The organism is Streptomyces sp. NPDC060198 (assembly GCF_042728415.1).
Taxonomy (GTDB): Bacteria; Actinomycetota; Actinomycetes; order Streptomycetales; family Streptomycetaceae; genus Streptomyces.
Genome location: NZ_JBHWZJ010000067.1, coordinates 1 through 25316, shown reverse-complemented (window position 1 = coordinate 25316; position 25316 = coordinate 1). Strand labels below are relative to the sequence as shown.

The window sequence follows — 25316 nt, the reverse complement described above, 5'->3', positions numbered from 1 at the left end:
CCCCTCCGGGGATGAGGAGGGGAGACCGGCCGCCGTCGGCGCGTCCGGGTCAGTGACCGTACGCGTCCTCGTGCTGGAGCGGCTGCGGCTGGGCCGAGCCGTTGACGCAGGTGTTGCCGAACGCCGGGTTCAGCAGGCCGACGACGTTGATCGTGTTGCCGCAGACGTTGACCGGGACGTGCACGGGCACCTGGATGACGTTGCCCGAGATGACACCGGGGGAGCCCGCGGCGACCGCACCGGCCCCGGCGTCGGCCGAGGCGAAGCCGGCGCCGCCGGCGATGAGGGCGCCGGTTCCCGCCAGGACGGCGGCGACCTTCGTGATACGCGACATCAAGAACTCCTATGGAAGAACGTTTCGTTGTGGGGCTACGGGGTACTGCGCCCCCGTACCGACTGACCAACGCGGGGGACGGCGGGCGGTAACGGATCCGGGCGAAGTTCTGGGTACGGCTCCGCCGGATGGCTCAGCGGCCCGCCCCCGCGCCCGCCAGAGCGGTGAGCCGCTCGTGCCACTCCCGCGCCGCGGGGAAGCGTGCCTTCACCTCTCTCGCTGCCCGGTCCCTCGCCGCCACCTGCGACGCACGCAGCCGCAGCACCGGTTCGAGCGCCGACCGGGACAGCAGTAGCCGCTGGTTGACCACCGAGACCGGCTGCCAGTAGCTCTTGTACTGCTCCGCGCCACGCAGCAGGCTCAGCGTCCGGCGCCCGTCGGCAGCCGCCTGCCGCGAGACCTCGCGCAGCAGCAGGGTCGCCACGTCCACCTTCCGCTCCCGCAGCCGGGGGTGCGCGCCGTACAGGTAGCAGCCGGTCAGCGGACCCGAGTGCAGCGACAGGTTCGCCGCCAGCACCTCCCCGTCCAGCAGGAACTCCGTGAGCGTCGCCCCGCCGTCGCGGACCATCCGCGCCGCCGCATGCGTCAGATGGGCCGCGAACCGGGGGCGCAGATGCTCGGGATTGACGCCCCGCCCGCTCCACTGCAAGGCGTGCAGCCGCAGCAGGTCCCCCACGGTCCCCGGCACCCGCTCGACCGGCACCTCCCGGCACACGACGCCCAGCGCCTCGACCTTCCTGAGCTTGGCCCGCACCCGCTGGGCGCGGGAGCCCGACATCTCCAGAGCCAGCGTGGCGAGCGGCGCGGCCGGCAGCTCCATGCAGGTGGAGTCCGTGAGCCGGACCCGGGGCCCCGTCCAGCAGGCGAAGAGCCGCTGCGCCAAGGCGTCCGGGCGTACCTCGCGCAGATCGATCACGGTGGAGCGGGCGGCCCGGTGGAGGCCGCGCGCCAGGGCGTCGACCACCGCACCGGTCTCCGCTTCCCCGGACCCCTCGTCGACGAGGATGTCGAAGAAGTCCGAGATCGCCCCGCCCATCGGCATCAGTACGGGCATCGGGCGGTGGGCGAGCAGCAGCGCCGCCGCACCGACCAGCCGCCCGCCGCGTCGCACCAGGAGGACCCGGAGATTCCTGTCCTGCCCGTACGACAGCCACCAGGAGTGCAGCCAGGCGTGACTCTGGAACGGTGTGGCCGACGGGCAGCGGCGGTGCAGCGCGTCCCACTCCGGTGCGAGGGCGGCGAAAACCCGGCCGTCCCGGCAGAGCGTGACTCCCAGCGGATCCTGCCTTACGGGTGTCATCGCGCGGCCTCCCGTTCCTCGGGCACCAGCGACTCGGCCTCGTGCGCGGGGCCCGGCACCAGGGCCGGAGCCTGGGCCGGGTGCTCCTCGGGGCGCCGCCGGACGAGGAGCAGCAGGCCGCCGACCAGCCCGCCCGCACTGCCGCCGACCGCCGCGGAGAGCGGCGCGGAGGGCGAGGACGGGTCGCTCGGCGCGACGGCGTGGGTGAACTGGATCAGCTTCACCCCGGTGTCCTTGGAGACGTGGCCCCCGCTGACGATGAGGGCCTCGACCACGGCGTCCGCGATCTCGGCCGCCTGGCGGGGCCGGCCGGCCGTGCCGGTGACCGCGATCATCGGCGAGTCGGGGGAGGTCTCCGCACGGACGTGGCCCCGCAGCTTCCGCAGCGGTTCGCCCGCCGCGCCCTGCGCGTAACCGAGAGTCGCGTCGCCGGTCGCCAGCCGGCCGTACGACTGCGCGTACCCCAGCGCTGCCGCCGGGTCGGTCGTCTTCGTCGCCGCGACGGCCATCGCGTACCCGGTGGCCTCGTAACTCTTCGGCGTGAGCAGACCGTACGAGATCCCGCAGGCGGCGCCCAGCAGGGCGCAGGCGGGCAACGGCCACCAGACGGGCGGCCGGAGGGCGGAGCGGAGGCGGCGGGTCCGTCCGGGCGCGGCCGGGTTCTGGGCGGGAGTTTCGGTCATGACTCTGCTCTTTCCAGGGGACGGGACGTGGCGAGGACGTGGCGGTACACGTCCATGAGGTGGTGGCTGCTGCGCCGGATGTCGTACGCGGCGACGGCGGCGGGCGGGGGAAGACGCGGGGGACCGAGATCCGCCAGACTCTTCAGGGCGGCGGCGAGTTCGACGGGATCGCCGGTGATCCGGCGGGCGCCCGGGGCGCTGCCGGCGGGGAGGTCGTCGAGCGCGGGGCAGGCGTGGTGCAGGACGTGCAGACCCGATGCGAGCGCTTCCACGACGGCCAGTCCGAACGACTCCTCGCGGGACGCGGACACGAACACGTCGACCGCGCCGAGCACCTCGGGCACGTCCGGGCCGGGCCCCGAGGCATCGCACGCTCCGAGGAAGAGAACGCGGTCGCCCGCCCCGAGCCGCTCCGCCAGGGCGCGCAGCGACGCCAGCCCGGGCCCCTCCCCGGCCAGTACCAGCCGGACACCGGGCAGCGCCGCGACGGCCCGCACGAGTACGTCGAACCGCTTGCCCGGGACGAGCCGGCCCACGCCCCCGACCACGAAGGCGTCCGGGGGCAGGCCGAGGCTCGCCCGGGTGGCGCGCCGTGAGTGGGCGTCGAACCGGAACGCCCGCGCGTCGATGCCGTTCGGCACCACGTGGATGCGCTCGTCGGGCACACCCCACTGCCGCAGCCGGCCGGCCACGGTGGGGGAGACCGCGACCGTCGCGGAGCCCAGCCGTTCGGTGCCCAGATAGAGCGCACGGGTGCCGGCGGTCAGCGGACGGCCCTCGATCTCCGCGTGCCCCAGGGAGTGTTCGGTCAGGACGCCGGCACGGACCCCGGCCAGCCTCGCGGCGACCCTCCCGTAGACGCAGGCTCGGTAGAGGTGGGTGTGCACGAGGTCGTACGCGCCGCGACGGACGAGTCGGGTGAGCCGGCCCACGGCCCTCAGGTCACGGTTGCCCGCCATGCCGAGGTGGGTGACGCGCACCCCGTCGGCGCGCAGCCCTTCGGCCACGGCTCCCGGGTTGGTGAGTGTCACCACGTCGCAGGAGACCGGAAGATGGCGGATCATCAGGCGCAACTGCTGTTCGGCGCCACCGATTCCCAGACCCGTGATGACGTGCAGTACCTTCACCGGCGGGCCTCCGCGAGCGGACCCGAGGGAACCGGGCCGGAAGGGGTGCGGCCCGCCCGGTGGCGCATGTGGTGCCGCAACTCCTTCGCGCGCAGCCGCAGGCCCTGGTCCGCGTGGCTGACGTGGGTGCGAGGCAGCGCGAACCCGCCCACGAGAGAGCCGGGTTGCAGGGCGCAGCCGTACGCGTACCCCGCCTCGCGCACCGAGTCGAGCACCCGCTGGTCGGCGTAGCCGTACGGATGGCAGAAGCCCTCCGGGGCGGTCCCGGTGAGTTCCCGGACGAGTTCGCGGCTGTGCCGGGTCTCCGCGTGGAGCTCCTCGTCGGGCAGCGCCGTCAGGTCCCGGTGGTAGAGGCCGTGGGAGCCGATCTCCATTCCCGTGCGGGCGAGTTGCCGGATCTGGGTGTGGGTGAGGAGCGGCTTGCGCGGGCCCTTCGGGTCCCACTCGTTGGTTCCGCCGTCACGGCCGGGCAGGACGAACACGGTGGCGGTGAAGCCGTACCGGCGAAGGAGCGGCAGGGCCTCGTCCACGAAGTCCGCGTATCCGTCGTCGAAGGTCAGGCCCACCAGGCCGCGCCTGCCCCGGGCGTGCTCCCGCAGCAGGGTCCCCACCCCCACGCCGGTCAGCCGGCGGCTCCGCAGCCAGGCCAGTTGGGTTTCCAGGCGCTCCGGGGAGACGGTGATGCCGTACGGGTCGTCCGAGGGATCGCCCACCGAGTGGTAGGTCCAGATCCACGGCCGGCCCGCGGTGGCCGGGTGGGGGGAGCGGGGTGCGGCGACGCGCGCCGACGGATCATTTGCCATGGACGAACCTCTGTCGGGTCAGGGCCAGCAGATGGACGACTTCGGGAACCCGGCACGCGCGTCCGGTGAGGAGGAAGACGCAGGGCACGAGGACGCACCCGGCCGCGAGACCCAGGACGGGATCGGTGACGGCGCCCGCCGAGACCCAGCCGGCCGCGGCGGCGACCGCGGCGGGCACGGCGAGGCGCAGGAGGGAGAGGCTCACGGTCCGTACCTCGATGGCGACCACCCGGGAGCCGAGCCCCTGGAGCAGGAGCGCCGCCGTGACCGTGATTCCCGCCGCGTTCGCGGCGGCGATGCCGAGAACGCCGAAGGAGTACGTCACGGCGAACCCGGTACCGGTCGTGACCACCAGTCCGGTCGCCATCGCGAAGCCGGGGTACCAGGTGGGGCGCCCGGCGGAGAAGAACGGCCGGCCCAGCGCGCCGACGAGACAGTGGCCGAGCAGTCCGAGCGCGTAGACCCGCATCACCTCGGCGGTGGCACGCGTGTCCTGGGCACTGAACGCCCCGCGCTGGAAGAGGACCTCGATGATCTGCGGGGCGTAGCCGATGACCATCGCGGTGCCGAGCAGGACCACCAGCGCGGCCAGCGCCAGATCACGTTCGACCCGCAGCCGGGCGCTCTCCCGGTCGCCGTCCGCCATGGCCTGCGCGACCACCGGGAAGGTCACCGTGCAGATCATCAACGACAGCACCATCGGCATCTGCGCGACCTTCTGCGCGTAGTTCAGGTGCGAGATCGAACCGGCCGGAAGTGTGGAGGCGAGGAACCGTTCGACCAGCACCTGCGCCTGGCGGGCCACCACGAACAGCAGAACCGGCGCGAGGACGACGGCGCCGGGCAGTCGCGGGGCACGTCGCGGGAGGCGGGGTACCGCCGTGCTCCCGGCCTCCGGCCGCCCGGCTCTCTCCCGGCCGAGCACCCGGGAACAGAAGGAGGGGACCTGGACCAGGACCATCAGCGCGCTGCCGACCGCCACCCCCACCGCCGCGGCCCGCACCCCCCACACCGAGTGCAGACACAGGGTCGTCACGATGATGCCGGCGTTGTACGCGACGTAGACGGCGGCCGGGGGCCCGAAGCTCCCGTGCGCCCGCAGTGCCGCGCTGAAGTACCCGGTGATGCCGAAGGTGAGCACCGTGACGGCGGTCAGCCGGGTGCAGTCCACGGCCAGCCGGGGATCGGCCAGTCCGGGGGCCAGCATGCCGACCACCCAGGGAGCACCCGCGAACAGCAGCGCCGCTCCCCCGGCCAGCAGGGTGAAGAGCCGCGGGAGCGTCGCCGCCACGAACGCGCGGACCGGCTCGTCCGCAGTGCCCTCGGGTCCGGCGGCGGCAGCCCGGCGGGCCAGCACCTGGCTGAACGCAGGGACCAGCAGCAGCGCCATCCCGTCCTCGATCAGCAGCGTCGCCGCCATCTCCGGGACGGTCCAGGCGACCAGGAACGCGTCACTGTCGCCGCCCGCTCCGAAGAAGTGGGCGACGGTCTGGTCGCGCAGCAGCCCCAGCACGGCGCCGATCAGCGTCAGCCCCGCGGTCGCCGCCGCGGCACGCGCCAGGAACCGCGACAGCACCGGGGCGGGCTTGCCCGGTGGTGTCCCGCCGGTGGCGACGGCATGCACCGCCGGGACCCCGGCGACCGGCGGCCCCGGGTCCGGACGGGGTGCGCGGCGGGGCGCCGCCACCCCGGGTTCCCCCGCCCCGGGCGGCGGCCCGGCGCCCGGGCCGGCCCCGGTGGTGGTGTCGCTCACGCGCCGGCCGCCTTCTCCGGAGCGGTCAGCGCCCACCACGCGCCCAGTCCCAGCACGACACCCGTGAGCACGGTCGTGGGCCCGCCGATGTCCGAGTAGAGGAAATCGACGGTCTGCCACACCACCAGTCCCACGGCCACCAGCCCGCAGTCGACCGCGCCGGCCCGTCGGCGGCGGGCGAGGAACAGGGCGCGCACCGACGCGACGAGTACCGCCAGCCAGCCGCCCACGACGGTGACGAACCCGATCAGCCCCTGCTCGCCGAGGACCAGCAGGTACATGTTGTGCGGGGAGAGCAGGGACTGCCTGCGGAACTCCTGTCCCGCCCCCTCCGTGTCGCTGCCGGAGGAAAGACCGACCGAGGCGTGTCCGTCACGGAACTCCGGGAAGCCCTTGAGGCCGACGCCGGTCGCCGGACGCTCCCGCCACATGCTCCCGGCCGCCTCCCACAGCGCGTAGCGGTCGTTGACGGAGCGGTCGGGGGCCCGCGCGACGTCGGTGACGCTGGAGAGCCGCTCCCGGACCATGTCGGAGCCGACGCCGAACCCGCCGACCAGGACCACCGACAGCGCGCCCAGGATCAGCAGGGACCGCGTCGCCGTGCGCCGCCCGGTCAGTACGACGACCGTGAGCGCGGCCACCGCCGCCGCGATCCACGAACCCCGGCTGAACGAGACGGCGAGGGCCACGAGCAGCCCCACCGTGACGGCGAGCGCACACGGACGCAGCCAGCGGCGGGCCGAGGCGGGCGGGCAGAGCGCGTACGGGACTGCGGCGAGCAGTCCGTACGCGACGACCGTCGCCATGCCCATGATGTCGCCGGGGCCGAACGTCCCGACGGCGCGGACCTCCTCGCCCATGTACGAGGCCCCGGTGCCGGTGGCGAACTGGCGGATTCCGACGAACCCCTGGACCAGTGCGAGCAGGACGAGGGCCGCGGTGAGGAGCCGGAAGCCGCGGGCGTCCCGGACCGTCAGGCACACGGCGAGCGGTACGAGGACGAAGATCTGGAGATAGCGCACGAAGCCGGGCAGTGCCGCCACCGGGTCCGAGGCGGTGACGGTCGCCACGGCGAACCCGGTGACGGCGAGAGCCGCGACGAGCACCGCGCCCGCCGGCAGGGGGCGGACGCGCCGCGCCAGCAGCCTGCCCAGGCAGCACAGCACCGCCACTCCCGACGCGAGGTCGGCCGGATGCGCTCCGCCGGAGTCGGGCGTGCCGGCGCCGCGGACGGGGAGGGCGAGCAGCAGGACGGTCGCCACCAGCGGCAGCAGGGTCCACAGATCCAGCGCACCGGACGAGAGCCGGGCGGACCCGGCCCCGGGCGGCTGCACTGTCTTCGCGGGCGGTGCCGGTGCCGCGGCGGACGCGTGCGACGCGGCGGGTGTGACCGGAGCGTCGGTCGTGTGGGTCGTCATGCTCAGCTGCCTCCGCACCGGAAAAGGGAGAGGACGGTGCGGGCGAGTACGCAGACGTCCTGCCAGAGTGACCAGGTCTCGATGTACCGGTTGTCGAAGCGCGCACGGTCCTCGATCGAGGTGTCGCCGCGCAGCCCGTTCACCTGGGCCAGCCCCGTGATGCCCACGGGCATCCGGTGACGCGCCTGATAACCGGGGTGGATGCTGCTGAACTGAGCGACGAAGAAAGGGCGTTCGGGGCGGGGGCCGACCAGGCTCATGTCCCCGCGCAGCACGTTCCACAACTGCGGCAGTTCGTCCAGCGAGGTGCGGCGGAGCGCCTTGCCGACCGTGCTCATCCGCCGGTCCCCGGCGACGTTCCACCGGGTGGCCGACTCGTGGGGGTCGGAAGGCCGCAGCGTACGGAACTTGAGGAGGGTGAACGGCTTTCCGTGCAGGCCGATTCGCTCCTGCCGGAAGAGCACGCCCGGTCCGTCGCAGAGCCGTACCGCGAAGGCGCAAGCCGCCAGCGCGGGGGAGGCGGCCAGCAGCGCGGCGGAAGCGAGGACGACGTCCATCGCGCGCTTGAGCGCGTGCGAGAAGGGATGCCGGCGCCCGGCGCGCAGGCGGTGCGCGGAGTACCCCCACAAGTGGTCAGGACGCGGGGGCCGGTGCTCGGGGACCGCCCCCGTCGCCGGAGGCTCCAGCAGCCACATGCGGCAGCCGTGGTCGGCGAGGAGGGCGAAGAGGTCGGTGTTCTCGGGCGTCGCCGCAGGATGCTCGGTGAACAGCACGTGGCCCACGCGCCCGCGTACGACGGTGCGGCCCACCTCCTCGCGGGTGCGCAGGACCGGCGTCCCGCCCGCCGGCCCGTCGTCCGCCGCCGGGTCCGCGTCCGCCGCGCACAGCGCGACCCGGCCCACCGCCCGGAGGCCGTACTCCGCGCGGTCCCTGAGCGCGGTCGTGGCACTCCGGGCGAGCGGGCCGGATCCCACGACCAGGGTCGGCCGGGGGTGGCGGGCGGCGGAACGCGCGCCTGCCCGGTACAGCACACCGCGCGCCACGCAGCAGAAGAGCGTCTGGACCCCCACCGCGCAGAACAGCGTGGTCCAGCCGACCGCGTAGCGGGGGTGGTACGTGGTCAGGGTCTCGGCGGTCACGAACCACTGGAGCAGCGTCAGCCCGAGGATCGCCGGGAACTCGGCCGCCGCACAGCGCGACAGCCGGGGCCGGTACAGGCCGCGGGACGAGTGGAGCAGCAACTGTGCGGCAGCCTGGACGGCGAAGACGGCGACCGGCCACCGCGGCGTGGGACCCACGGCCGGGGTGAGGCCCGCGACGAGCCCGTCCGCCGCCACGAGCAGCACGGTCAGCCGGTGACGGCCGACCTGCCGGGCGACCGGCTCGGAGTAGCGCCGGACGGGGCCGCCGCGTGGCCGATGGACGGTGGAAGAAGCAGGGGGCAGCGTGGTCTCCCGGGCAGTGCCCGGGAGTGATGCACTCTCCGTCGTCATCGCTCGGTGCGCTCTCTCGTCGTGGTGCCGGACGGGTGGACAAGTTCCTGGTAGAGGCGGGTGACCTCCGCGGCTGACCTGCGTACGTCGAAGACCGCGCGGGCGTGCAGCTGTGCGGCGAAGCCGAGTCGCGTACGGAGCGCGGTGTCGGACAGCAGGGCGGTGAGTGCGGCGGCGAGGGCCGCCGGGTCGTCCGGCGGGACGAGGCAGTGGGCGTCCTGCCCGGGCGGCAGGCTCTCCCTGGCGCCTGCCACGTCGGTCATCACCACCGGTCTGCCGCAGGCCATCGCCTCCAGCGGTGCGAGGGCCATGCCCTCCCAGCGCGAGGGCAGCACGACGGCGTCGGCCGCGTGGATCCAGGGACGGACGTCGTCGGCCGCTCCGGCGAACAGCACGTCGGCCGGGGCCGCTTCGCGCAGCCGGGCCTCCTCCGGTCCGCTGCCCACCAGGGCGAGCCGGGCGGCCCCCGGACGCATCGTGCGCCAAGCCTCCAGCAGGACGTCCTGCCCCTTCTGCCGGCTCAGGCGGCCCACGCAGATCAGCAGCGGCGGTCCGTCGGGGAGGCCGAGCGCGGCCCGGGCGTCGGCGCGGCCCTGAGGACCGGTAGGGCGGAAGTGGGCGAGATCGATGCCGTTGTGGATCACCGACCAGCGGGCCGCGATGCCCGCCCGTTCGCCCGCCAGACGTTCCGAGACGCTGACACAGAGCACCCGGTCCGCCCAACGTGCTCCGAAACGCTCCCACTTCAGTGCGGTGGAGGCGGTTCCTCCCCGCACTGCCTCGAACGACCAGGCGTGCGGCTGGAAGACGGTGGGAACACGGCCGCGTACCGCCATCCGGCCCGCGAGACCGGCCTTCGCGCTGTGCGCGTGCACCACCCGCGGGCGGTGTTCCCGTACCAGGGACCGGGCTCCGGCGATCTCGCGGGCCAGTCCGGGGCCGGGGTTGCGAACGGCCCGCCAGTCGTGGACCTCCGCCCCCGCGGCGGCTGCCCGCGCGGCCAGCGGCCCGTCGGCAGGACACGCCACGACGGGCAGGAGCCCGGAGCGTACCTGCGCCCGCACGAGATCGACGACGACCCGGGCGACGCCGCCCTCCACAGGCTGGACGAGGTGAAGAATCTTCAACAGAATTGCTCCGGGGTGACGTTCTCGCGGCGCCTTCGGCAGTTTTCGTCACGCACCCTCGACGTAACCGGTCGAAGGGGCGCGGCCGGTCGAAAGGTGTGCGCGTGCGTTCTGTGTGATTTCCGGGGAGCGGTCAGGGAGCCCGCCTTTCCGGGCGGGCCTGTTCGCGTCGCGCTTTCGCGCGAGGATGGAAAATGAGTTAAACAGAAGTGCACTTTGACAGACTGTCAGCCGGAATGCGTGTATGACTCGCTCGTGCGACCGGCCGCGCCAGACCCGAATGCCGCGCCCCACTGAGCTGTTCGAACGCCGGTGTGCTCCGGGGCCGCATGTGCTGAAACGTTCTTCCTGGGTAAGGGGAGAAGCTGCCCGAGGGCAGGCGAGGTGCTTGTCGGCCGCTTCCCGGCCGGAATCACCGGAGAGTGCTTCGCCTTTCGCCGGTGATTCCGGCCCGGTCCTTTCCCGAAGGGGGAGCGGAAGCGGTGGACCGGTCGGGGGACTTCCCCGAATTCACCGACGGCGACAGCACCGCTCACCCGGAAAGCCGATCCGTCCGGCCGAATGCTCCGGTGGCCCCGCACCGGAGCAAGGGCCCGCAGAAGAACGACGTGCGGACGCTCGACGCGCTGACCTGCGATGTCAAGGACCCGAATCAGCAGGTTGATTTCCTGCAAGCCGCTGTTTCGCCACGCACGCCGTCGGCCCGATTTCGTGCCCCGCTCAGACGCCTCCGCCGCACCGCCACCCGCCTTCCCGCTCGAAGAGGGAGTGGGCCCCGGCGGAACCGGACGTCGTTCCTGCCGCGTCGTCCTTCGGTGTGATCCGGACCGGCGTCCGGCCTTCTGCACCGGCCGTGCCACCCCCGGCGCAGGGGGCCGGACGCTCCGGCGTACCCGTACGGACCGAGGAGAGCGATGCTACCGGCAAGGATGCCCTCGCCCGTGCCTCCGGGTGAACCGCGGGCCCATGCGCCCGTGCCCGCCCGGCGAAGGCGGCACCGTCCCCGGCGCCGGAAAGCGCTGCTGCCGGTGCCGGCCGTGGTGATCGCCGCGCTGCTCGCCGTGCCCCGAGTGGTCCCCAACACCCCCGGCCGGCTGGGAAGTCTGCTGGAGACCCTGCTGCCGTGGTGCGGCCTCGCCGTGCCGCTACTGCTCTGCGTCGGGCTCCTGAGGAGGGCGCCGCTCGCTGTCGTGGCCGCGACTCTGCCCGCCCTCGTCTGGGGCGTCCGGTTCGGCGGCCTCTTCCTCACGGGGACGGACGACTCCGGGCGCCTGGTCGTGGTCCAGCACAACGTGAGCGACGAGAACGCCGACCCTGCGGGCACCGCGGCGGCCCTGGCGGCGAGCGGGGCGAGGATCGTGGCCCTGGAGGAGCTCACGCCGCAGGCCCTGCCGGTGTACGGGAAGGCCCTCGCGTCGCGCTTCCCACACCACGGGGTGAGCGGCACCGTGGGGCTCTGGTCGGCCTTCCCCCTGACGGACGTGCGCCCCGTGGACATCCGGCCGGACGGCATCGCGGAGGAGTGGAACCGGGGTCTGAGGGCCACCGCGCACACCCCGGACGGCGACCTCGCCGTGTACGTCGCCCACCTGCCCTCCGTCCGACTCGGCGCGACGGGCCTGCGCTCCGGACTCCGCGACGAGAGCGCCGCCCTCCTCGCCACCGCGATCCGCGACGAACCGCTGGCGCGGGTCCTGCTGCTCGGCGACCTCAACGGCACCGTGGACGACCGGGGACTCGGTCCGTTGCTCGCACGCCTGGACGCCCCCGGCTCCGGCGTGGCGTTCAGCTGGCCCGAGGCCCTCCCGGTGGCCAGGATCGACCAGGTCCTCGCACGGTCCGTCCGCCTCACCGGCATCCGGACCCTGCCCGCCACCGGCAGCGATCACCTGCCGGTCGCCGTCTACGCCGACCTGCGGACCTAAGGGTTGTCCCGCGATTCCTGGCGGGTGCGCGACGACAGCTACGGCACCTCGCCGCGTTGTCGGAGCGTCCGCATGCATCCAGTATGCGGACGCTCCTCCGCCTTGCGATGCACCGCATCTGACGCCGCGCACTGATCCACCACGAATCGCGGGACAACCCTTAGGGCGTGTGTCGAGAGTGGCACCCTCCGCCCGGAGGGCGGACAGGCGGGGCTTTCGATACACGCCCGAGGGCGCTGAGTAGCCGTACTCATGCGTATGCGCGGCTTTCCGGACAACCATGACGGGGCGTCATGTCGGCGTGGTCGAAACCGGGGGGCAGCATGGGAAAGTTCATGGGCGCGGTCATCGCCGCCGCCGTTCTGGCGGGCTCGGTGGCGCTGCTGTACGCCACCGACGCACCCCTCGCCACGGTCCTGGGGGTGGGGGCCGGCATCGCCTGCCTGCTCTGGCTGCTTCTTCTGCTGACCCTCCCCTGGAACCTCTACTTCCGGGCGCGGTCCGTCCTCGCCGAAATCGCCGTCAGCCGGGAGAAAGGTCTGGAGATCGGCCGGGCCCGCGACGACGAGGCGGAGCGCATCGCGCGAATGATGCTGCGGGTGGCGGTGGCGGGCCATGCCGTGACGGCGCTGCTGGTCCTCGTGGCCACCGTCCTGCTCGGGGGCAGGGCGGGCTACTGGGTGGCCGCCTTCTTCCTCCTGAGTACCGTGTTCCGGCCTGCCGGTGCCTACTTCGCCCAACTGAGGGAACGACTCGGCTCCCTCCTCAAGGACGTCACCTTCCCGCGCGACGACGTGGTGGAGCTGCGGGGCCGGGTGGACAGCCTGACGGCGGGTACGAAGGCCCTGGAGGAGCGGGCGGAGGAGCAGTACCGGGCCCTCGCCGAACTCCGGCGCACCGTCGATGCCTCGGCACTCTCCGCGCACCGGCGGGCCGATGAGGCCGACCGCCGGATCGAGTCCTTGGCGCGGGAGTTCGAGTCGACGGTGAACCGACTGACCAGCAACGAGGAGATCATCACCGGTCTCAAGGCGTTCCTGCGGCTGCTGCGAGCCGACAACGGGGTGGCATGACCCGGTTCATGAGTACGGGGCCGCGGCGGAGTGAGTAGGGCGGCGCATCCGACGGTCGGTCCACCGGCGGTCGAATGGGACCATGCCCACCCATTCGAGGCCCGCCGCCCCAGGGCCCACCGGTTCGACGTCCACCTCTTCGAGTCTGCGCCCCCGCATCCGCCACGTCACCGTGGCCGGCTCCGCCCTGGCCGGTGCTCTCCTCCCGCTCGTCGCCGGTGTCCTGCTGGCGAGGGTGGCCGCCGGTGACCCGATGGCATCGGTGAACGCGCTGCTCACCCGCCCCGGGCCCGGCAGTCCCGTACCGCCCTCGCAGTGGCGCGGCTGCGGTCGCGCGGTGCTGCACCGGCACAGGGCGGGCGGGGCGGGGGCGGGGCGTATGGCGAGCGGTGCCGCCAGGCTCGTACGCGTGGCACGGGCCGGACGCGACTGACCCGGGCCGGGGGACTCGGAGCCCCTACCACCGGTCCCCGTGCAGGCCGCCCCGGTCCCGGGTGACCCGTTGGGCCGGCTCGAAGCCGGGAGAGTCGGTCCCGGTGTCCCGCCTCCCGATCGGGGCCCCCTTCGGGCTCCTGCGACCGTCCACCCCGGCCAACTCGAACCACCCCGGCCACACGGTCCGAAGAGACCCTGCCACGGGGGGCCACTCGGTCATCTGATGATCTTCTTACCCGCTTCGGTCTCCACCAGGGTCACCGCACCGATCCAGCTGAAGTCATCCGGGTACTCCCAGTTGGCCGCGTTCTCCAGGACCGTCCGGAGCTGATCCCGCGGCACCAGCTCCCCTGGCTGGGAGCCCTTCCCCTCCCCTGACGAGGGCGTCCACGGGGCGACTCGACGAACCTCGATCCAGCCACGATCGACGAGAGTGAGCAAGATCCCCGCCAGCTCGTCGACGGGCCGGGACCGATCGGCATCGTCGAGGTCGCCCCAGACACCGGCCAAGATGTCGATCTCACATGCATTGACCATGAACGCGCCCTCGGACTTGGTCAATTCCTGCCGCTCACGCTCGCTCATTCACCGATCATCCCAGGACACCGGCAATCGTCCGGTCGCGGGACTTTCGCACCACGCTCAAGGGCTGTCCCGCGATTCCTGGCGGGTGCGCGACGACAGCCACGGCACCTCGCCGCGTTGTCGGAACGTCCCGCATGCATCCAGTATCCGGACGCCCCTCCGCCTTGCGATGCACCGCATCCGAAGCCTCGCACCGATCCACCACGAATCGCGGGACAACCCTTAGGATGGCGAGCGGGCCGTGACTGGCGTTCAGGTGGAGTACCACCGGGGAGCGGACTGACACCTTGTCGCTGCCGTACGCCTGGGCACTCCACAGTGAAGCTCAGGAGCAGCACGTGGCCCCGACACAGACAGCCCGTCTCATGGACGGCACCGCCCTCGCCCGTCGTACCCTCGAAGCGGTCTCCGCCTCGGCGGCCGACATCCAGCGGAGAACGGGGACGGCCCCCTGCCTGGCGACCGTACTCGTCGGTGAGGACCCCGCTTCGGTGACCTACGTACGGATGAAGCGCGCCCGGTGCGCGAAGGCAGGCATCGAGTCGCGTCATGTGGCTCTGCCCGCCGAGGTCTCCACCGCCGGGCTCGTCGAGGCGATCACGGAGCTCTCCGAAGACCCCGGAGTGCACGGCATCCTGCTCCAGCACCCGATGGGCCCCCACATCGACGAGCGCGCCGCGTTCGAGGCGATCGCGCCGGAGAAGGACGTCGACGGCGTCACCATGCACTCCTTCGCCGCCATGGGATTCGGCCTGCCCGGCTTCGTCTCCTGCACCCCGGGCGGGATCATGCGGCTGCTCGACGCGTACGAGGTCGACCTCGCCGGCAAGCACGCCGTCGTCGTGGGGCGCAGCGCCATCCTCGGCAAGCCGGCCGGCATGCTCCTGCTCGGCCGGGACGCCACGGTGACGTACTGCCACTCCCGTACGGTCGGCCTGCCGGGGCTCGTGCGGGAGGCCGACGTGCTGATCGCCGCGGTCGGCAGGCCGCGCTTCATCGCCGGTGCGGACATCAAGCCCGGGGCGGTGGTGATCGACGCGGGCTACAACCCCGGCAACGTCGGGGACGTCGACTTCGAGTCCGCCCGTGAACGGGCCGGGCTGATCACCCCGGTGCCCGGCGGTGTCGGGCCGATGACCATCGCCGTGCTCCTCGACCAGACGGTCGGAGCGGCGACGCGTCGACTCGGTCTGGACTGACGGGCCGGCTTCCGGGCGACCGGCCCGGAAGCCACCGCGGCACGCCCGGTCACCCCACCGCGTGCGGCGCGGTGTCCGGGCGCTCGAACTGGGTGCGGTACAGCTCCTCGTACCGTCCGCCGACGGCGAGGAGCTCCTCGTGGGTGCCGCGTTCGACGATGTGCCCCGCCTCCACGACGAGGATCTGGTCGGCCGCGCGCACCGTCGAAAGCCGGTGGGCGATCACCAGCGCGGTCCGGCCCTCCAGGGCTTCGGCCAGCGCCTCCTGCACCGACGCCTCCGAGGTGGAGTCGAGGTGGGCGGTCGCCTCGTCGAGGATCACCACCCGCTGACGGGCGAGCAGCAGCCGAGCGATGGTGAGCCGCTGCCGCTCCCCGCCCGAGAGCCGGTAGCCGCGCTCGCCGACCACCGTGTCCAGCCCGTCCGGGAGCGAGGCCACCAGCCCGTCGAGCCGCGAGCGGCGCAGGGCGTCCCAGATCTCCTCCTCCGGGGCCTCGGGCCGCGCCAGCAGCAGGTTGGCCCGCACGGACTCGTGGAACAGGTGCCCGTCCTGGGTCACCATGCCGATCGTCTCGCGCAGTGAGTCGGCTGTCAGGTCGCGGACGTCCACGCCGTTCAGCCGGACGGCCCCCGCGTCGGCGTCGTACAGCCGCGGGAGCAGCTGCGCGATGGTGGACTTCCCCGCCCCCGACGAGCCGACCAGCGCGACCATCCGGCCGGGTCGCGCCGTGAAGGACACCTGGTGCAGCACCTCGGCACCGCCCCGGTCGTCCAGCGTGGCGACCGCCTCCAGCGACGCCAGGGAGACCTTGTCGGCGGACGGATAGGCGAATGTGACGCCGTCGAACTCCACCGAGACCGGCCCGTCCGGCACCCGACGCGCATCCGGCTTCTCGGCGATCAGCGGCTTCAGGTCCAGGATCTCGAAGACGCGCTCGAAGCTCACCAGGGCGCTCATCACCTCCACCCGTGCCCCGGCGAGCGAGGTGAGCGGCGCGTACAGGCGGGTCAGCAGCAGCGCGAGCGAGACGACGGCACCGGGTTCGAGCGTGCCCTGCTGGGCGTAGTGGCCGCCGAGTCCGTAGACCAACGCGAGCGCCAGTGCGGAGACCAGGGTGAGGGCGGTGATGAAACCGGACTGTGCCATGGCCGTACGGACGCCGATGTCCCGCACCCGGCGGGCCCGTGCGGCGAACTCGGCGGACTCGTCCGCGGGCCTCCCGAACAGCTTGACGAGCGTCGCGCCCGGCGCCGAGAAGCGCTCCGTCATCTGCGTCGCCATGGCCGCGTTGTGCGCGGCGGCCTCCCGTTGCAGCGAAGCCATCCGGGCGCCCCGGCGGCGTGCCGGGACGACGAACACCGGCAGCAGCACCAGGGCGAGCAGCGTGATCTGCCAGGAGATGCCGAGCATCACGGCGAGCGTCAGGACCAGGGTCACGAGGTTGGAGACCACGCCCGAGAGGGTGTTGCTGAACGCCCGCTGGGCCCCGATGACGTCGCTGTTCAGCCGGCTCACCAGTGCCCCCGTGCGCGTACGGGTGAAGAAGGCCACCGGCATCCGCTGGACGTGGTCGAAGACCGCCGTCCGCAGATCCAGGATGAGACCCTCGCCCAGGTTCGACGACAGCCAGCGGGTGACCAGCCCGAGGCACGCGTCGGCCACCGCGATGAGCGCGATGAGGAGCGCGAGACGGACGACGGTGTCGCTCGGGCCACCCCGTACGATCGCGTCGACCACCTTGCCCGCGAGGACCGGGGTGGCCACCGCCAGCAGGGCTCCCGCCACGCTGGCGACCAGGAACCGCAGCAGGCGGCGACGGTGCGGTCGGGCGAAGTCGACGATGCGGCGCAGGGTCGCCCTCGAGAACGGCCGCCGGTCGCGCTCGGCGTTCATCACGCTGTGCAGCGACGACCAGGCGGTGAATTCCATGTCCATGCAGGGGCTCCGGGTTCTTCCGACCGACGTACGGCCCGAGAGGGCCCGTGGGACAGGAAACTAGGACCTCAAGCATTGTTGAGGTCAAGGGGGTTCATCGTCGCGCGGGGCCGGGCCCGGTCGCGTGGACACGCCGGACCGGCCCCGGATCAGTGTCCACCGGCTCCGGAAGCGGTCCGCCCCACGCGGTGCGACGGTGGACACGCGTGCCGCTGTGCGGCACCCGGAACCCGGCGGAAGGAACCACGAGGTGCGAATCGACTTGACGGGCAAGAAGGCTGTCGTCACCGGATCGTCGCAGGGCATCGGTCTCGCCATCGCCTCAGGCCTCGCCGCTGCGGGCGCCTCGGTGGTGCTGACCGGACGAGACGCGGACCGGCTGGAGTCGGCGGCGCGGACCCTGCGGGACGGGGCCCCGGACGCGGATGTCGAGAGCGTGGCCTGCGACCTGGTCACCGAGGAGGGCGCCGAGCGTCTCCAGCGGGCCGTTCCGGAGGCCGACGTCCTCGTCAACAACCTCGGCATCTTCGGGGCGCGTCCTCCGCTGGAGATCACCGACGAGGAGTGGCGGACCTACTTCGACACGAACGTCCTCAGCGCGGTCCGGCTGATCCGCCGCTATCTGCCCGGGATGAAGGACAGGGGCTGGGGGAGGGTGCAGAACATCGCGAGCGACTCGGCTCTCGTGATCCCCGCCGAGATGATCCACTACGGCATGTCCAAGACCGCGCTGCTCGCGGTCTCCCGGGGCTTCGCCAAGGAAGCGGCCGGAACCGGAGTGACGGTCAACTCGGTGATCGCCGGCCCCACCCACACCGGAGGCGTCGAGAAGTTCGTGTACGAGCTCGTGGACGAGGACCAGCCCTGGGACGAGGCACAGCGCGCGTTCATGCGTCTGCACCGGCCCCAGTCACTGCTCCAGCGCCTCATCGAACCCGAGGAGATCGCCAACCTGGTGGTCTACCTCAGCTCCACCCAGGCCTCCGCCACCACGGGTGCGGCGGTCCGGGTGGACGGCGGATACGTCGACTCGATCGTGCCCTGAAGGCAGCCGCCGCCGCCCCGGCCGTCGCCCCGGTCGCCGCCGTCACCGCGGTCCTCGCCGGAGCGAAGGACCGGAACGGGGTACGGCGTCCGGAGCGGCCTTTCGGGGCTGGCATGATCGTGGGTATGGACGAGAGCATCATCGCCGCGTGTGACGGGGCGTCGAAGGGCAACCCCGGGCCCGCCGCCTGGGCGTGGGTGGTCGCGGACGCCGCGGGGCGCCCGCAGCGCTGGGAGGCGGGACCGCTGGGCACCGCCACCAACAACGTCGCCGAGCTGACCGCCCTGCGCTCGCTGCTGGAGTCGACCGACCCGGCGGTGCCGGTCGAGGTGCGCATGGACTCGCAGTACGCCATGAACGCGGTGACCAAGTGGCTGCCCGGCTGGAAGCGCAACGGCTGGAAGACCTCGGGCGGCAAGCCGGTCGCCAACAAGGAGCTGGTCGTCCGCATCGACGAGCTGCTGGCAGGCCGTGCGGTGCGCTTCCAGTACGTCCCCGCCCACCAGGTCGGCGGCGATCCGCTGAACGCGCTGGCCGACCAGGCCGCCAGCGAGGCGGCCGTGACGCAGCTGCCCGCCGGCACCGCCCACGGGACGGCCGCCCTGCCCGAGCCCGCCCCGTCACGGGCGGTGAAGAGCGCGCCCGGGAAGACCGCGAAGGCATCCTCGGGCGGGGCCCGCGCGGGGGCCACGATCCGGGCCAAGTTCGCCGGTCGGTGCCGCTGCGGCAAGGCCTACGCGGCTCAGGAGATGATCGCGAAGAACCCGGCAGGCTGGGGTCACCCGGAGTGCCGCACCGAGCCCGCCTGACCCGCTCGGCCCGCCGTGCGCGAACGGGCCCGGGCAGCCACCAGGAGTGGCGGGGCCCGGGCCCGTTCGTGTCCGCCGGAGCGGACCGTCAGCCGGCTACTTCGCGCACGTCACCTGGTCGGCCGTGGACTTGGTCACGTTGTCCGGTGCCTTCGCGGGGGCGGTGAGGGAGACCCCCGGACCCTTGAAGTCCTTGCCGAGGGTCAGCGTCATCGCGGGCATCCCCTGGTCGTTGACGACGCTCTCGCCCGGCTTCATCGCGGCCCCGGACAGGCCCATCAGCGCGGCGAGCCGACGGGCTTGGTCCGCCTGGTCGGGGGCGTACTCCAGCGTCGTCTTCGCCAGCTTCTCGGGCGCGTTGGAGCCGTTCTCGGACTTCGTCACCCCCACGTCGTTCTGCAGCCAGTCGACGGTCTTCTGCGCGGAGCCGCTCTCGGCGCCCCCGTTGAGGACCCGTACCCGCACGTCGGCGGCCTCGGCCCGGGTGCCCTTGAGGCGGGCGGCGACCGAGGCGGCCTCCTTCTTCTTCTGCTGCTTCACCGCGGTCAAGGAGACGTCGTCGGTCACGGTCCGGAAGACCGGGGGTGCGAGGGTCTGGTCGACGACCACCGTCACCGGGGGGTGCTCGTCCGGGTTGTCGAGCACCGGCACCGTGGTGAAGGAGATGTTCTTCGGCGGGACCTTCTTCAGCTCCAGCGCCATGTCCTTGAGCGTGCCTACCTTGCCGATGCCGGTGTCCACGGTCAGCGCGTTGGTGGCCGCCTCCGCGAGCTTCACCAGCTTGGTGGGGCTGGTGAGTGTGTCGCTGGAGGACATCTTGCGCATCAGCGAGCCGAGGAACTGCTGCTGGACCGCGATGCGGTCGAGGTCGCCCCGGTTGCCGAAACTGTGCCGGGTACGGAGGAAGGCCAGCGCCTGCTCGCCCTGGATGGTGTGCTTCCCCTTGCCGAGCTTCAGGTGCGAGTCGGCGTCGTCGACATCCTTGGCGAGGCACACCTCGACCCCCTCGACGGCGGTCGTCAGCGTCTTCACCGCGTTGAAGTCCGCCATCATGAAGTGGTCCACCGAGATGCCGGTTGCCGCCTTGACGGTACGCATGGTGCAGCCCGGGTCGCGGCCGTCCTGGCCGAGGCTGGTGTTGAAGCGGACGTGCTGCGTCCCCGGCACGATCTTCTCGGTGCCGTCCTCCTGCTTGGTCGGGCAGTCGGGTACGTCGACGATGAGGTCGCGCGGGATGCTCAGCGCCGTCGCGTTCGTCCGGTCCTCGGAGACGTGCAGCAGGATGTTGGTGTCGGCGTGACCGACACTGCCGGCATCCCCGTATCCCTCGTTGCCGGAGCCGGTGCGCTTGTCGGTGCCGATGATCAGTATGTTGAAAGCTTTGTCCTTGCTGAAGCCGGCGGCACCGGCGTTGCCCACGTCCGTGGTCGTGACGTTGCCTTCGAGGTGCTTGAGATAGGCGTAACCGGCGGCCGAGACGGCCACCAGCACGAAGGCCATCGAGCCGCCGGTCCAGAGCAGGACCCGCTTGCTCCGCGGCTTCCGCTTGTTCCGCGCCCCGCGGCGCCCCGGTGGCTCGGCGGGAGCTCCCCGGCGTCCGCGGGGCCCCGGAAGGCCGGCGGGCGACTCCGTACGGCCGGGCGCCCGGGTGTCCCGGTCGGGCCGGGCCGGCGCGGATCCGCGGCTGCCCTCCGCCCGGACGGGCCCTCTCGGGCTCGGGACGCCGGCTCTCCCCGGTCGCGGCGCGGAAGGGGTCAGTCGCAGTTCGTATTCGCCGGTGCTCGGGTTGAGCACCCATTGGTCTGCGGGATCGATGTCGTCCGCCCGCCCACGGCCTTGCGCGTCCACGGTGTCCGAATCCTCCGTCGGGGCCACGCGGTGCCTTCCCCCTGAAGGCACTCGGGTCTCGTACAAGGTGTCACCAGACAGTGGCTTCGAGGATCGCCCCCGTGGTCGGTGCACCGGATCGCTCACCCTATCCGGCCGGATCGGCGCCGAGCCAAGGCGGTGGAAGATTTAACGTCCACTTATACGGTCAATTCAGTCTAAAACGGTGCGTAGATCCTTCTCGTATTGGCCAATGCCCTACGGAGAGCGCTGAACAGGGCCGGTCGTCCCGCCTCGCGCGGCACCGCCCGATCGCGTCGTGCCGGGATGCGGACCGGAAGCGGTGCGTGCAGCGTGGGGGAGTGGTGCAGTCGAGGAGTGTGCAGTGGATCCCCGCCGTCGTCATCGTTCTGGCGGTCGTCGTCGACCTGCTGACCCCGCACGACGTGACCTCGGCGCCGCTGCTCATCGCGGCACCGGTCATCGCGGGCCCGCTCCTGCGGCCCCGGGGCATCGTTCTGACCGGGCTCGTCTCGATGGCCGTGCACGCGGTGCTCGCACGCGTCGACGGCACCTTCGGCTGGCGCCGGGGGGTCGCCAACCAGCTCACCCTGCTGGCCGTGACCGTACTGGCGCTCTTCATCAACCGGAGGCTGGACCGCCAGTACGCCCACACCCTGCGCGCCAGGCAGGTGGCCGCCGTGGCCCAGCGCGCCGTCCTGCCCGACCCGCCCGAGCGGATCGGGGCCTTGCAGGTCGCGGCACGCTACGTCCCCGCCGAGGACGAGGCACTCATCGGCGGCGACCTCTACGTCGTCCAGGACACCCCGCACGGCGTCCGCGCCCTGATCGGCGACGTACGGGGCAAGGGCCTCGGTGCGGTCAGCGCGGTCTGCTCCGACCTCGGCGCCTTCCGGTACGCGGCGGACGAGGCCGAGGACCTCGCCGCCCTGGCCCGAGCCATGGAACGGGCCCTCACCCGGGAGGGCGACCGCCGCGGCGGACTGGAACGGGCGGAGGGATTCACGACGGGCCTGCTCGCCGAATTCGCCGCCGACCTCTCGTCCGTACGCCTCGTCAACCGGGGGCACCCCCCACCGGTCCTGCTCGACGTGCAAGGCGCCGCGAAGCTGCTCGTTCCGTCCGAGGAAGCACCCCCGCTGGGCATCGGCGCGCTGCAGGACTGGACGGCGCCCATCGACACCTTCGACTTCCCGCCCGGCGCCACCCTCATCCTCTACACCGACGGGGTCAGCGAGTCCCGGGACAGCGCCGGCACGTTCTACGACGCCACCCTTCGACTGCCCGTCCTGGCCAGGCGCCGCATCGCCCTGGGCGACCCGGTCGCGCCGGGGCAGATCCTCGACGCCCTGATCCGCGATGTCCGGCGCCACACCGGCGACCGGCCGCAGGACGACCAGGCACTGCTGGCCCTGCACCGTCCGCCGGACGCAACTTTTCGGTGGTAGGTGGTTTCGGCCCCCGGCTGTCGGTCACCCGACACCAGAGACGAAAACACCCAACCGGCCACCGGAAGTGGGAACCATGGAGAACTGGCGCACACGAGCGGCCTGCCGAGAGGCGGACCCGGACCTCTTCTTCCCGATCGGGAGCACCGGGCCCGCGCTCGTCCAGGCCGAGGAAGCCAAAGCCGTCTGCCACACCTGCCCCGTACGGGAGCAGTGCCTGCGATGGGCCCTCGACAACAACCAGGACGCGGGGGTGTGGGGCGGACTCGCGGAGGACGAACGCCGCGCGCTCAAGCGCCGCGACCGCCGCAGGGCGGGACAGCGCGGCTGAGGAGCGGGGCCGTCCCGTGCGGGCCGAGGACGCGGCGGCCCGGCCGCGGAACGTCCCGACGGGAGTGCTCTGCGCGGCCCGGGAGCGGGTACACGAGAAGCCATGGACCTCACCGCTTGGCTCGTCATCGGCGCTGTCGCCGCGCTGCTCACCATGGGTGTCGCCGCCGTCCTGCTCGTACGTGTCGTGCGTGCGCGCAAACTCCTCACCCAGGCCGGGATCCCGCTCCGCTCCAAGGCCCTGTTCTGGGCCGCGGTGATCTACACGATCTCGCCCGTCGACCTCATCCCCGACCCCGTCTACCTCGACGACATCGGCTTCCTCCTCGTCGCACTGCGCTCCCTGCACTCGGCCGCGAGCGCGGCCGGCATCGGGGCACGCGTGGGCGCGGGCCGGCGGAGCCGTGAGAAGACCCTGCCCAGGGTCACGCCCGACGGCGGCTGAGCGGATACGGCCGGGAGGACCCGCGAGGCGTGTCGCGAGGGCGCGTCAGCCGGGCGACAACCCTTCGTCGGGCCGGGGCGGCCGGGGCGGCAACCTTTGTCCGGCCGGGGGCGACTGACGTACGCAACCCGTCACCCGCCCCCGGCCGAAAGTGCGTACCGTGAACCCCACATCCGCTTTTGCCCGTTCCCCCCACCCGCGTGGCAGGCGCCGCCGGACCGCCCGGACCCGCACGCTGATCAGCTCGCTGACCGCAGCTCTCCTCGCCGCCGCCGGCCTCGTCGCCGCGGGACAGACCTCGCACGCCGCCACCCTGCGGCAGGCCGAGGCGCTGGACCGGGGCATCGTCAGCGTGCACACCGACACCGGCAACCTCATCAGCTGGCGCTGGCTCGGCACGGACCCCGACGCCGTCGCGTTCAACGTCTACCGGGCCGGCACCAAGGTCAATGCCTCGCCCATCACCGGCTCGACCAACTACTTCCACGCCGACGCCCCCGCCACCGCCGACTACACCGTCCGCGCCGTGGTCGGCGGCGTCGAACAGGCCGACTCCGTCCACGCCATCCAGTTCCGCTCCGGATACAAGGACGTGCCGATCAGTCCGCCCGCCGGCGGCACCACCCCGGACGGCGTCGCTTACACCTACGAGGCCAACGACGTCTCCGTGGGCGACCTGGACGGCGACGGAGCCCTCGACTTCGTCCTCAAGTGGCAGCCCACCAACGCCAAGGACAACTCCCAGTCCGGCTACACCGGCAACACCGTCGTCGACGGCATCAAGCTCGACGGCACCCGGCTGTGGCGCGTCGACCTGGGCCGCAACATCCGCTCGGGCGCGCACTACACGCAGTTCCAGGTGTACGACTACGACGGCGACGGCGAGGCCGAAGTCGCGATGAAGACCTCGGACGGCACGGTCGACGGCAAGGGAACCACCATCGGCAGCGCTTCCGCCGACTACCGCAACTCCTCGGGCTACGTCCTCACCGGCCCCGAGTACCTGACCATGTTCAACGGCCGCACCGGCGCGGCCATGGGATCCGTCGACTACGTCCCCGCCCGCGGCACCGTCTCCTCGTGGGGCGACTCCTACGGCAACCGGGTCGACCGCTTCCTCGCCGGGACCGCCTACCTCGACGGCTCCCGGCCCTCCCTCATCATGGCGCGCGGCTACTACACACGTACCGTCATCGCCGCCTGGGACTGGCGGGGCGGCGCGTTCACCCGGCGGTGGACCTTCGACACCAACAGCTCCACCAACACCGGCCGGGGATACGACGGCCAGGGCAATCACCAGCTGTCCGTCGCCGACGTCGACGCGGACGGCAAGGACGAGATCGTGTACGGCGCCATGGCCGTGGACGACAACGGCGCCTCCCTGTGGACCACCAAGAACGGTCACGGCGACGCCCAGCACGTCGGCGACCTCGACCCCTCCCGGGCAGGGCTGGAGGAGTTCAAGGTGGACGAGGACAGCTCCAAGCCCTCGTCCTGGATGGCCGACGCGCGCACCGGACAGATCCTCTGGTCGACCCCGGCCAACGGTGACAACGGCCGCGGCGTCTCCGGCGACATCTGGTCCGGCAGCCCCGGCGCCGAGTCCTGGTCCTCCGCCGCCGACGGCGTACGCAGCCCCTCCGGTGCCGTGGTCGCCACCCGCAAGCCCTCCAGCACCAACTTCCTGACCTGGTGGGACGGCGACACCACACGCGAACTGCTCGACTCCACCCACATCGACAAGTACGGCACCTCGTCCGACACCCGGCTGCTCACCGGCGCCTCCGTGCACGCCAACAACGGCACGAAGGCCACCCCCGCGATCTCCGGGGACCTCTTCGGCGACTGGCGCGAGGAAGTCGTCTGGCCGACGACCAACAACACCGCCCTGCGGATCTACTCCACGCCGTACGAGACCACGACCCGCATCACCACGCTGCTCCACGACACCCAGTACCGCACCGCGCTGGCCTGGCAGAACACGGCCTACAACCAGCCCCCGCACCCGAGCTTCGCCATCGGCAGCGGGATGCCCACGGCTCCGCGGCCGGCCATCACGACGCCGTAGCGTTCCGGGGGCGTCACCCGGGGCGCCCCCGGTACAGCCCGTCCCGGTGCGGCTCGGGGAAGGCGACCCAGCCCCGACGGTGCTGACTGGCATGGGGCGAGGAGGCGTACGCGCCTTCCGGCCCACTCGCCC

General features: G+C 72.6%; 22 protein-coding genes and 1 riboswitch. Of the genes, 10 read left to right on the top strand and 12 right to left on the bottom strand.

Annotation, left to right across the window (positions count from 1 at the left end; genetic code table 11):
• Window positions 1–49: 49 nt before the first annotated feature.
• From ACFWEP_RS11960 to ACFWEP_RS11920, 9 genes are all read right to left on the bottom strand, one after another.
• A complete protein-coding gene (locus ACFWEP_RS11960) occupies window positions 50–334 on the bottom strand; it encodes a chaplin (protein ID WP_387369031.1) in 285 nt (94 codons plus the stop codon).
• Window positions 335–467: 133 nt separating this feature from the next.
• A complete protein-coding gene (locus tag ACFWEP_RS11955; protein WP_387369029.1) occupies window positions 468–1634 on the bottom strand; it encodes a GNAT family N-acetyltransferase in 1167 nt (388 codons plus the stop codon).
• Entirely contained in the window at window positions 1631–2317 is a 687-nt protein-coding gene (locus ACFWEP_RS11950) for a lipopolysaccharide biosynthesis protein (protein WP_387369027.1), read from the bottom strand. The genes ACFWEP_RS11955 and ACFWEP_RS11950 overlap by 4 nt, the downstream gene beginning before the upstream one ends.
• Complete coding sequence (locus tag ACFWEP_RS11945; protein WP_387369025.1) at window positions 2314–3444, bottom strand: glycosyltransferase; 1131 nt, start codon at window positions 3442–3444, stop codon at window positions 2314–2316. The genes ACFWEP_RS11950 and ACFWEP_RS11945 overlap by 4 nt, the downstream gene beginning before the upstream one ends.
• Complete coding sequence (locus ACFWEP_RS11940; protein ID WP_387369023.1) at window positions 3441–4247, bottom strand: polysaccharide deacetylase family protein; 807 nt, start codon at window positions 4245–4247, stop codon at window positions 3441–3443. Before ACFWEP_RS11940 ends, ACFWEP_RS11945 begins: the two co-directional genes overlap by 4 nt.
• Window positions 4237–6000, bottom strand: a complete 1764-nt coding sequence (gene murJ, locus ACFWEP_RS11935) for a murein biosynthesis integral membrane protein MurJ (RefSeq protein ID WP_387369021.1) — start codon at window positions 5998–6000, stop codon at window positions 4237–4239. Before murJ ends, ACFWEP_RS11940 begins: the two co-directional genes overlap by 11 nt.
• Complete coding sequence (locus tag ACFWEP_RS11930; RefSeq protein WP_387369019.1) at window positions 5997–7418, bottom strand: O-antigen ligase family protein; 1422 nt, start codon at window positions 7416–7418, stop codon at window positions 5997–5999. The genes murJ and ACFWEP_RS11930 overlap by 4 nt, the downstream gene beginning before the upstream one ends.
• A 2-nt stretch (window positions 7419–7420) precedes the next feature.
• Window positions 7421–8911: an exopolysaccharide biosynthesis polyprenyl glycosylphosphotransferase gene (locus ACFWEP_RS11925; protein WP_387369017.1), complete on the bottom strand. Its 1491-nt coding sequence runs from the start codon at window positions 8909–8911 to the stop codon at window positions 7421–7423.
• Window positions 8908–10038, bottom strand: coding sequence for a glycosyltransferase family 4 protein (locus tag ACFWEP_RS11920; protein ID WP_387369015.1), 1131 nt, complete (start codon window positions 10036–10038; stop codon window positions 8908–8910). Before ACFWEP_RS11920 ends, ACFWEP_RS11925 begins: the two co-directional genes overlap by 4 nt.
• A 914-nt stretch (window positions 10039–10952) precedes the next feature.
• Between ACFWEP_RS11920 and ACFWEP_RS11915 the strand changes: the two genes are divergently transcribed.
• The 3 genes from ACFWEP_RS11915 (at window position 10953) to ACFWEP_RS11905 (ending at window position 13469) form a co-directional block, all read left to right on the top strand.
• A complete protein-coding gene (locus ACFWEP_RS11915; RefSeq protein ID WP_387369013.1) occupies window positions 10953–11963 on the top strand; it encodes an endonuclease/exonuclease/phosphatase family protein in 1011 nt (336 codons plus the stop codon).
• A 323-nt stretch (window positions 11964–12286) separates the two neighbouring features.
• Window positions 12287–13036, top strand: a complete 750-nt coding sequence (locus ACFWEP_RS11910) for a hypothetical protein (protein ID WP_387369011.1) — start codon at window positions 12287–12289, stop codon at window positions 13034–13036.
• An 82-nt stretch (window positions 13037–13118) separates the two neighbouring features.
• Window positions 13119–13469: a hypothetical protein gene (locus ACFWEP_RS11905; protein WP_387369009.1), complete on the top strand. Its 351-nt coding sequence runs from the start codon at window positions 13119–13121 to the stop codon at window positions 13467–13469.
• Window positions 13470–13687: 218 nt separating this feature from the next.
• Here ACFWEP_RS11905 and ACFWEP_RS11900 read toward each other — a convergent pair whose 3' ends face one another.
• Window positions 13688–14056, bottom strand: coding sequence for a hypothetical protein (locus tag ACFWEP_RS11900; RefSeq protein WP_387369007.1), 369 nt, complete (start codon window positions 14054–14056; stop codon window positions 13688–13690).
• A 231-nt stretch (window positions 14057–14287) separates the two neighbouring features.
• A riboswitch (ZMP/ZTP riboswitch) is annotated at window positions 14288–14373 on the top strand.
• A 48-nt stretch (window positions 14374–14421) separates the two neighbouring features.
• Here ACFWEP_RS11900 and ACFWEP_RS11895 point away from each other — a divergent pair.
• On the top strand, window positions 14422–15255 hold the full coding sequence (locus ACFWEP_RS11895) for a bifunctional 5,10-methylenetetrahydrofolate dehydrogenase/5,10-methenyltetrahydrofolate cyclohydrolase (protein ID WP_387369035.1): 834 nt from the start codon (window positions 14422–14424) through the stop codon (window positions 15253–15255).
• Window positions 15256–15304: 49 nt separating this feature from the next.
• Here the strand turns inward: ACFWEP_RS11895 and ACFWEP_RS11890 are convergent, their stop codons facing one another.
• Window positions 15305–17191, bottom strand: coding sequence for an ABC transporter ATP-binding protein (locus ACFWEP_RS11890; protein WP_387369005.1), 1887 nt, complete (start codon window positions 17189–17191; stop codon window positions 15305–15307).
• A gap of 250 nt (window positions 17192–17441) precedes the next feature.
• Here ACFWEP_RS11890 and ACFWEP_RS11885 point away from each other — a divergent pair, with 250 nt between their 5' ends.
• Both ACFWEP_RS11885 and ACFWEP_RS11880 read left to right on the top strand, forming a co-directional pair.
• Window positions 17442–18236: an SDR family NAD(P)-dependent oxidoreductase gene (locus ACFWEP_RS11885; protein ID WP_387369003.1), complete on the top strand. Its 795-nt coding sequence runs from the start codon at window positions 17442–17444 to the stop codon at window positions 18234–18236.
• A gap of 125 nt (window positions 18237–18361) precedes the next feature.
• Entirely contained in the window at window positions 18362–19045 is a 684-nt protein-coding gene (locus ACFWEP_RS11880) for a ribonuclease H (RefSeq protein WP_387369001.1), read from the top strand.
• A 96-nt stretch (window positions 19046–19141) separates the two neighbouring features.
• On the opposite strand, the gene ACFWEP_RS11875 is transcribed toward ACFWEP_RS11880, so the two are convergent.
• Complete coding sequence (locus tag ACFWEP_RS11875) at window positions 19142–20893, bottom strand: LCP family protein (protein WP_387369033.1); 1752 nt, start codon at window positions 20891–20893, stop codon at window positions 19142–19144.
• 341 nt (window positions 20894–21234) lie between these two features.
• On the opposite strand from ACFWEP_RS11875, the gene ACFWEP_RS11870 reads away from it, so the two are divergent.
• The 4 genes from ACFWEP_RS11870 to ACFWEP_RS11855 all read left to right on the top strand — a co-directional run bounded on the left by ACFWEP_RS11870 (window position 21235) and on the right by ACFWEP_RS11855 (window position 25184).
• A complete protein-coding gene (locus tag ACFWEP_RS11870) occupies window positions 21235–22341 on the top strand; it encodes a PP2C family protein-serine/threonine phosphatase (RefSeq protein ID WP_387368999.1) in 1107 nt (368 codons plus the stop codon).
• Window positions 22342–22417: 76 nt separating this feature from the next.
• The gene (locus ACFWEP_RS11865) at window positions 22418–22672 is read left to right on the top strand and encodes a WhiB family transcriptional regulator (protein WP_387368997.1); all 255 of its coding nucleotides are present in this window, start codon (window positions 22418–22420) and stop codon (window positions 22670–22672) included.
• Between the two features lie 102 nt (window positions 22673–22774).
• Window positions 22775–23116: a YkvA family protein gene (locus tag ACFWEP_RS11860; RefSeq protein WP_387368995.1), complete on the top strand. Its 342-nt coding sequence runs from the start codon at window positions 22775–22777 to the stop codon at window positions 23114–23116.
• Window positions 23117–23276: 160 nt separating this feature from the next.
• Window positions 23277–25184 carry a rhamnogalacturonan lyase gene (locus tag ACFWEP_RS11855; protein WP_387368993.1) on the top strand — a complete coding sequence of 636 codons (1908 nt, stop codon included), beginning with the start codon at window positions 23277–23279 and terminating at the stop codon, window positions 25182–25184.
• Window positions 25185–25316: the final 132 nt, after the last annotated feature.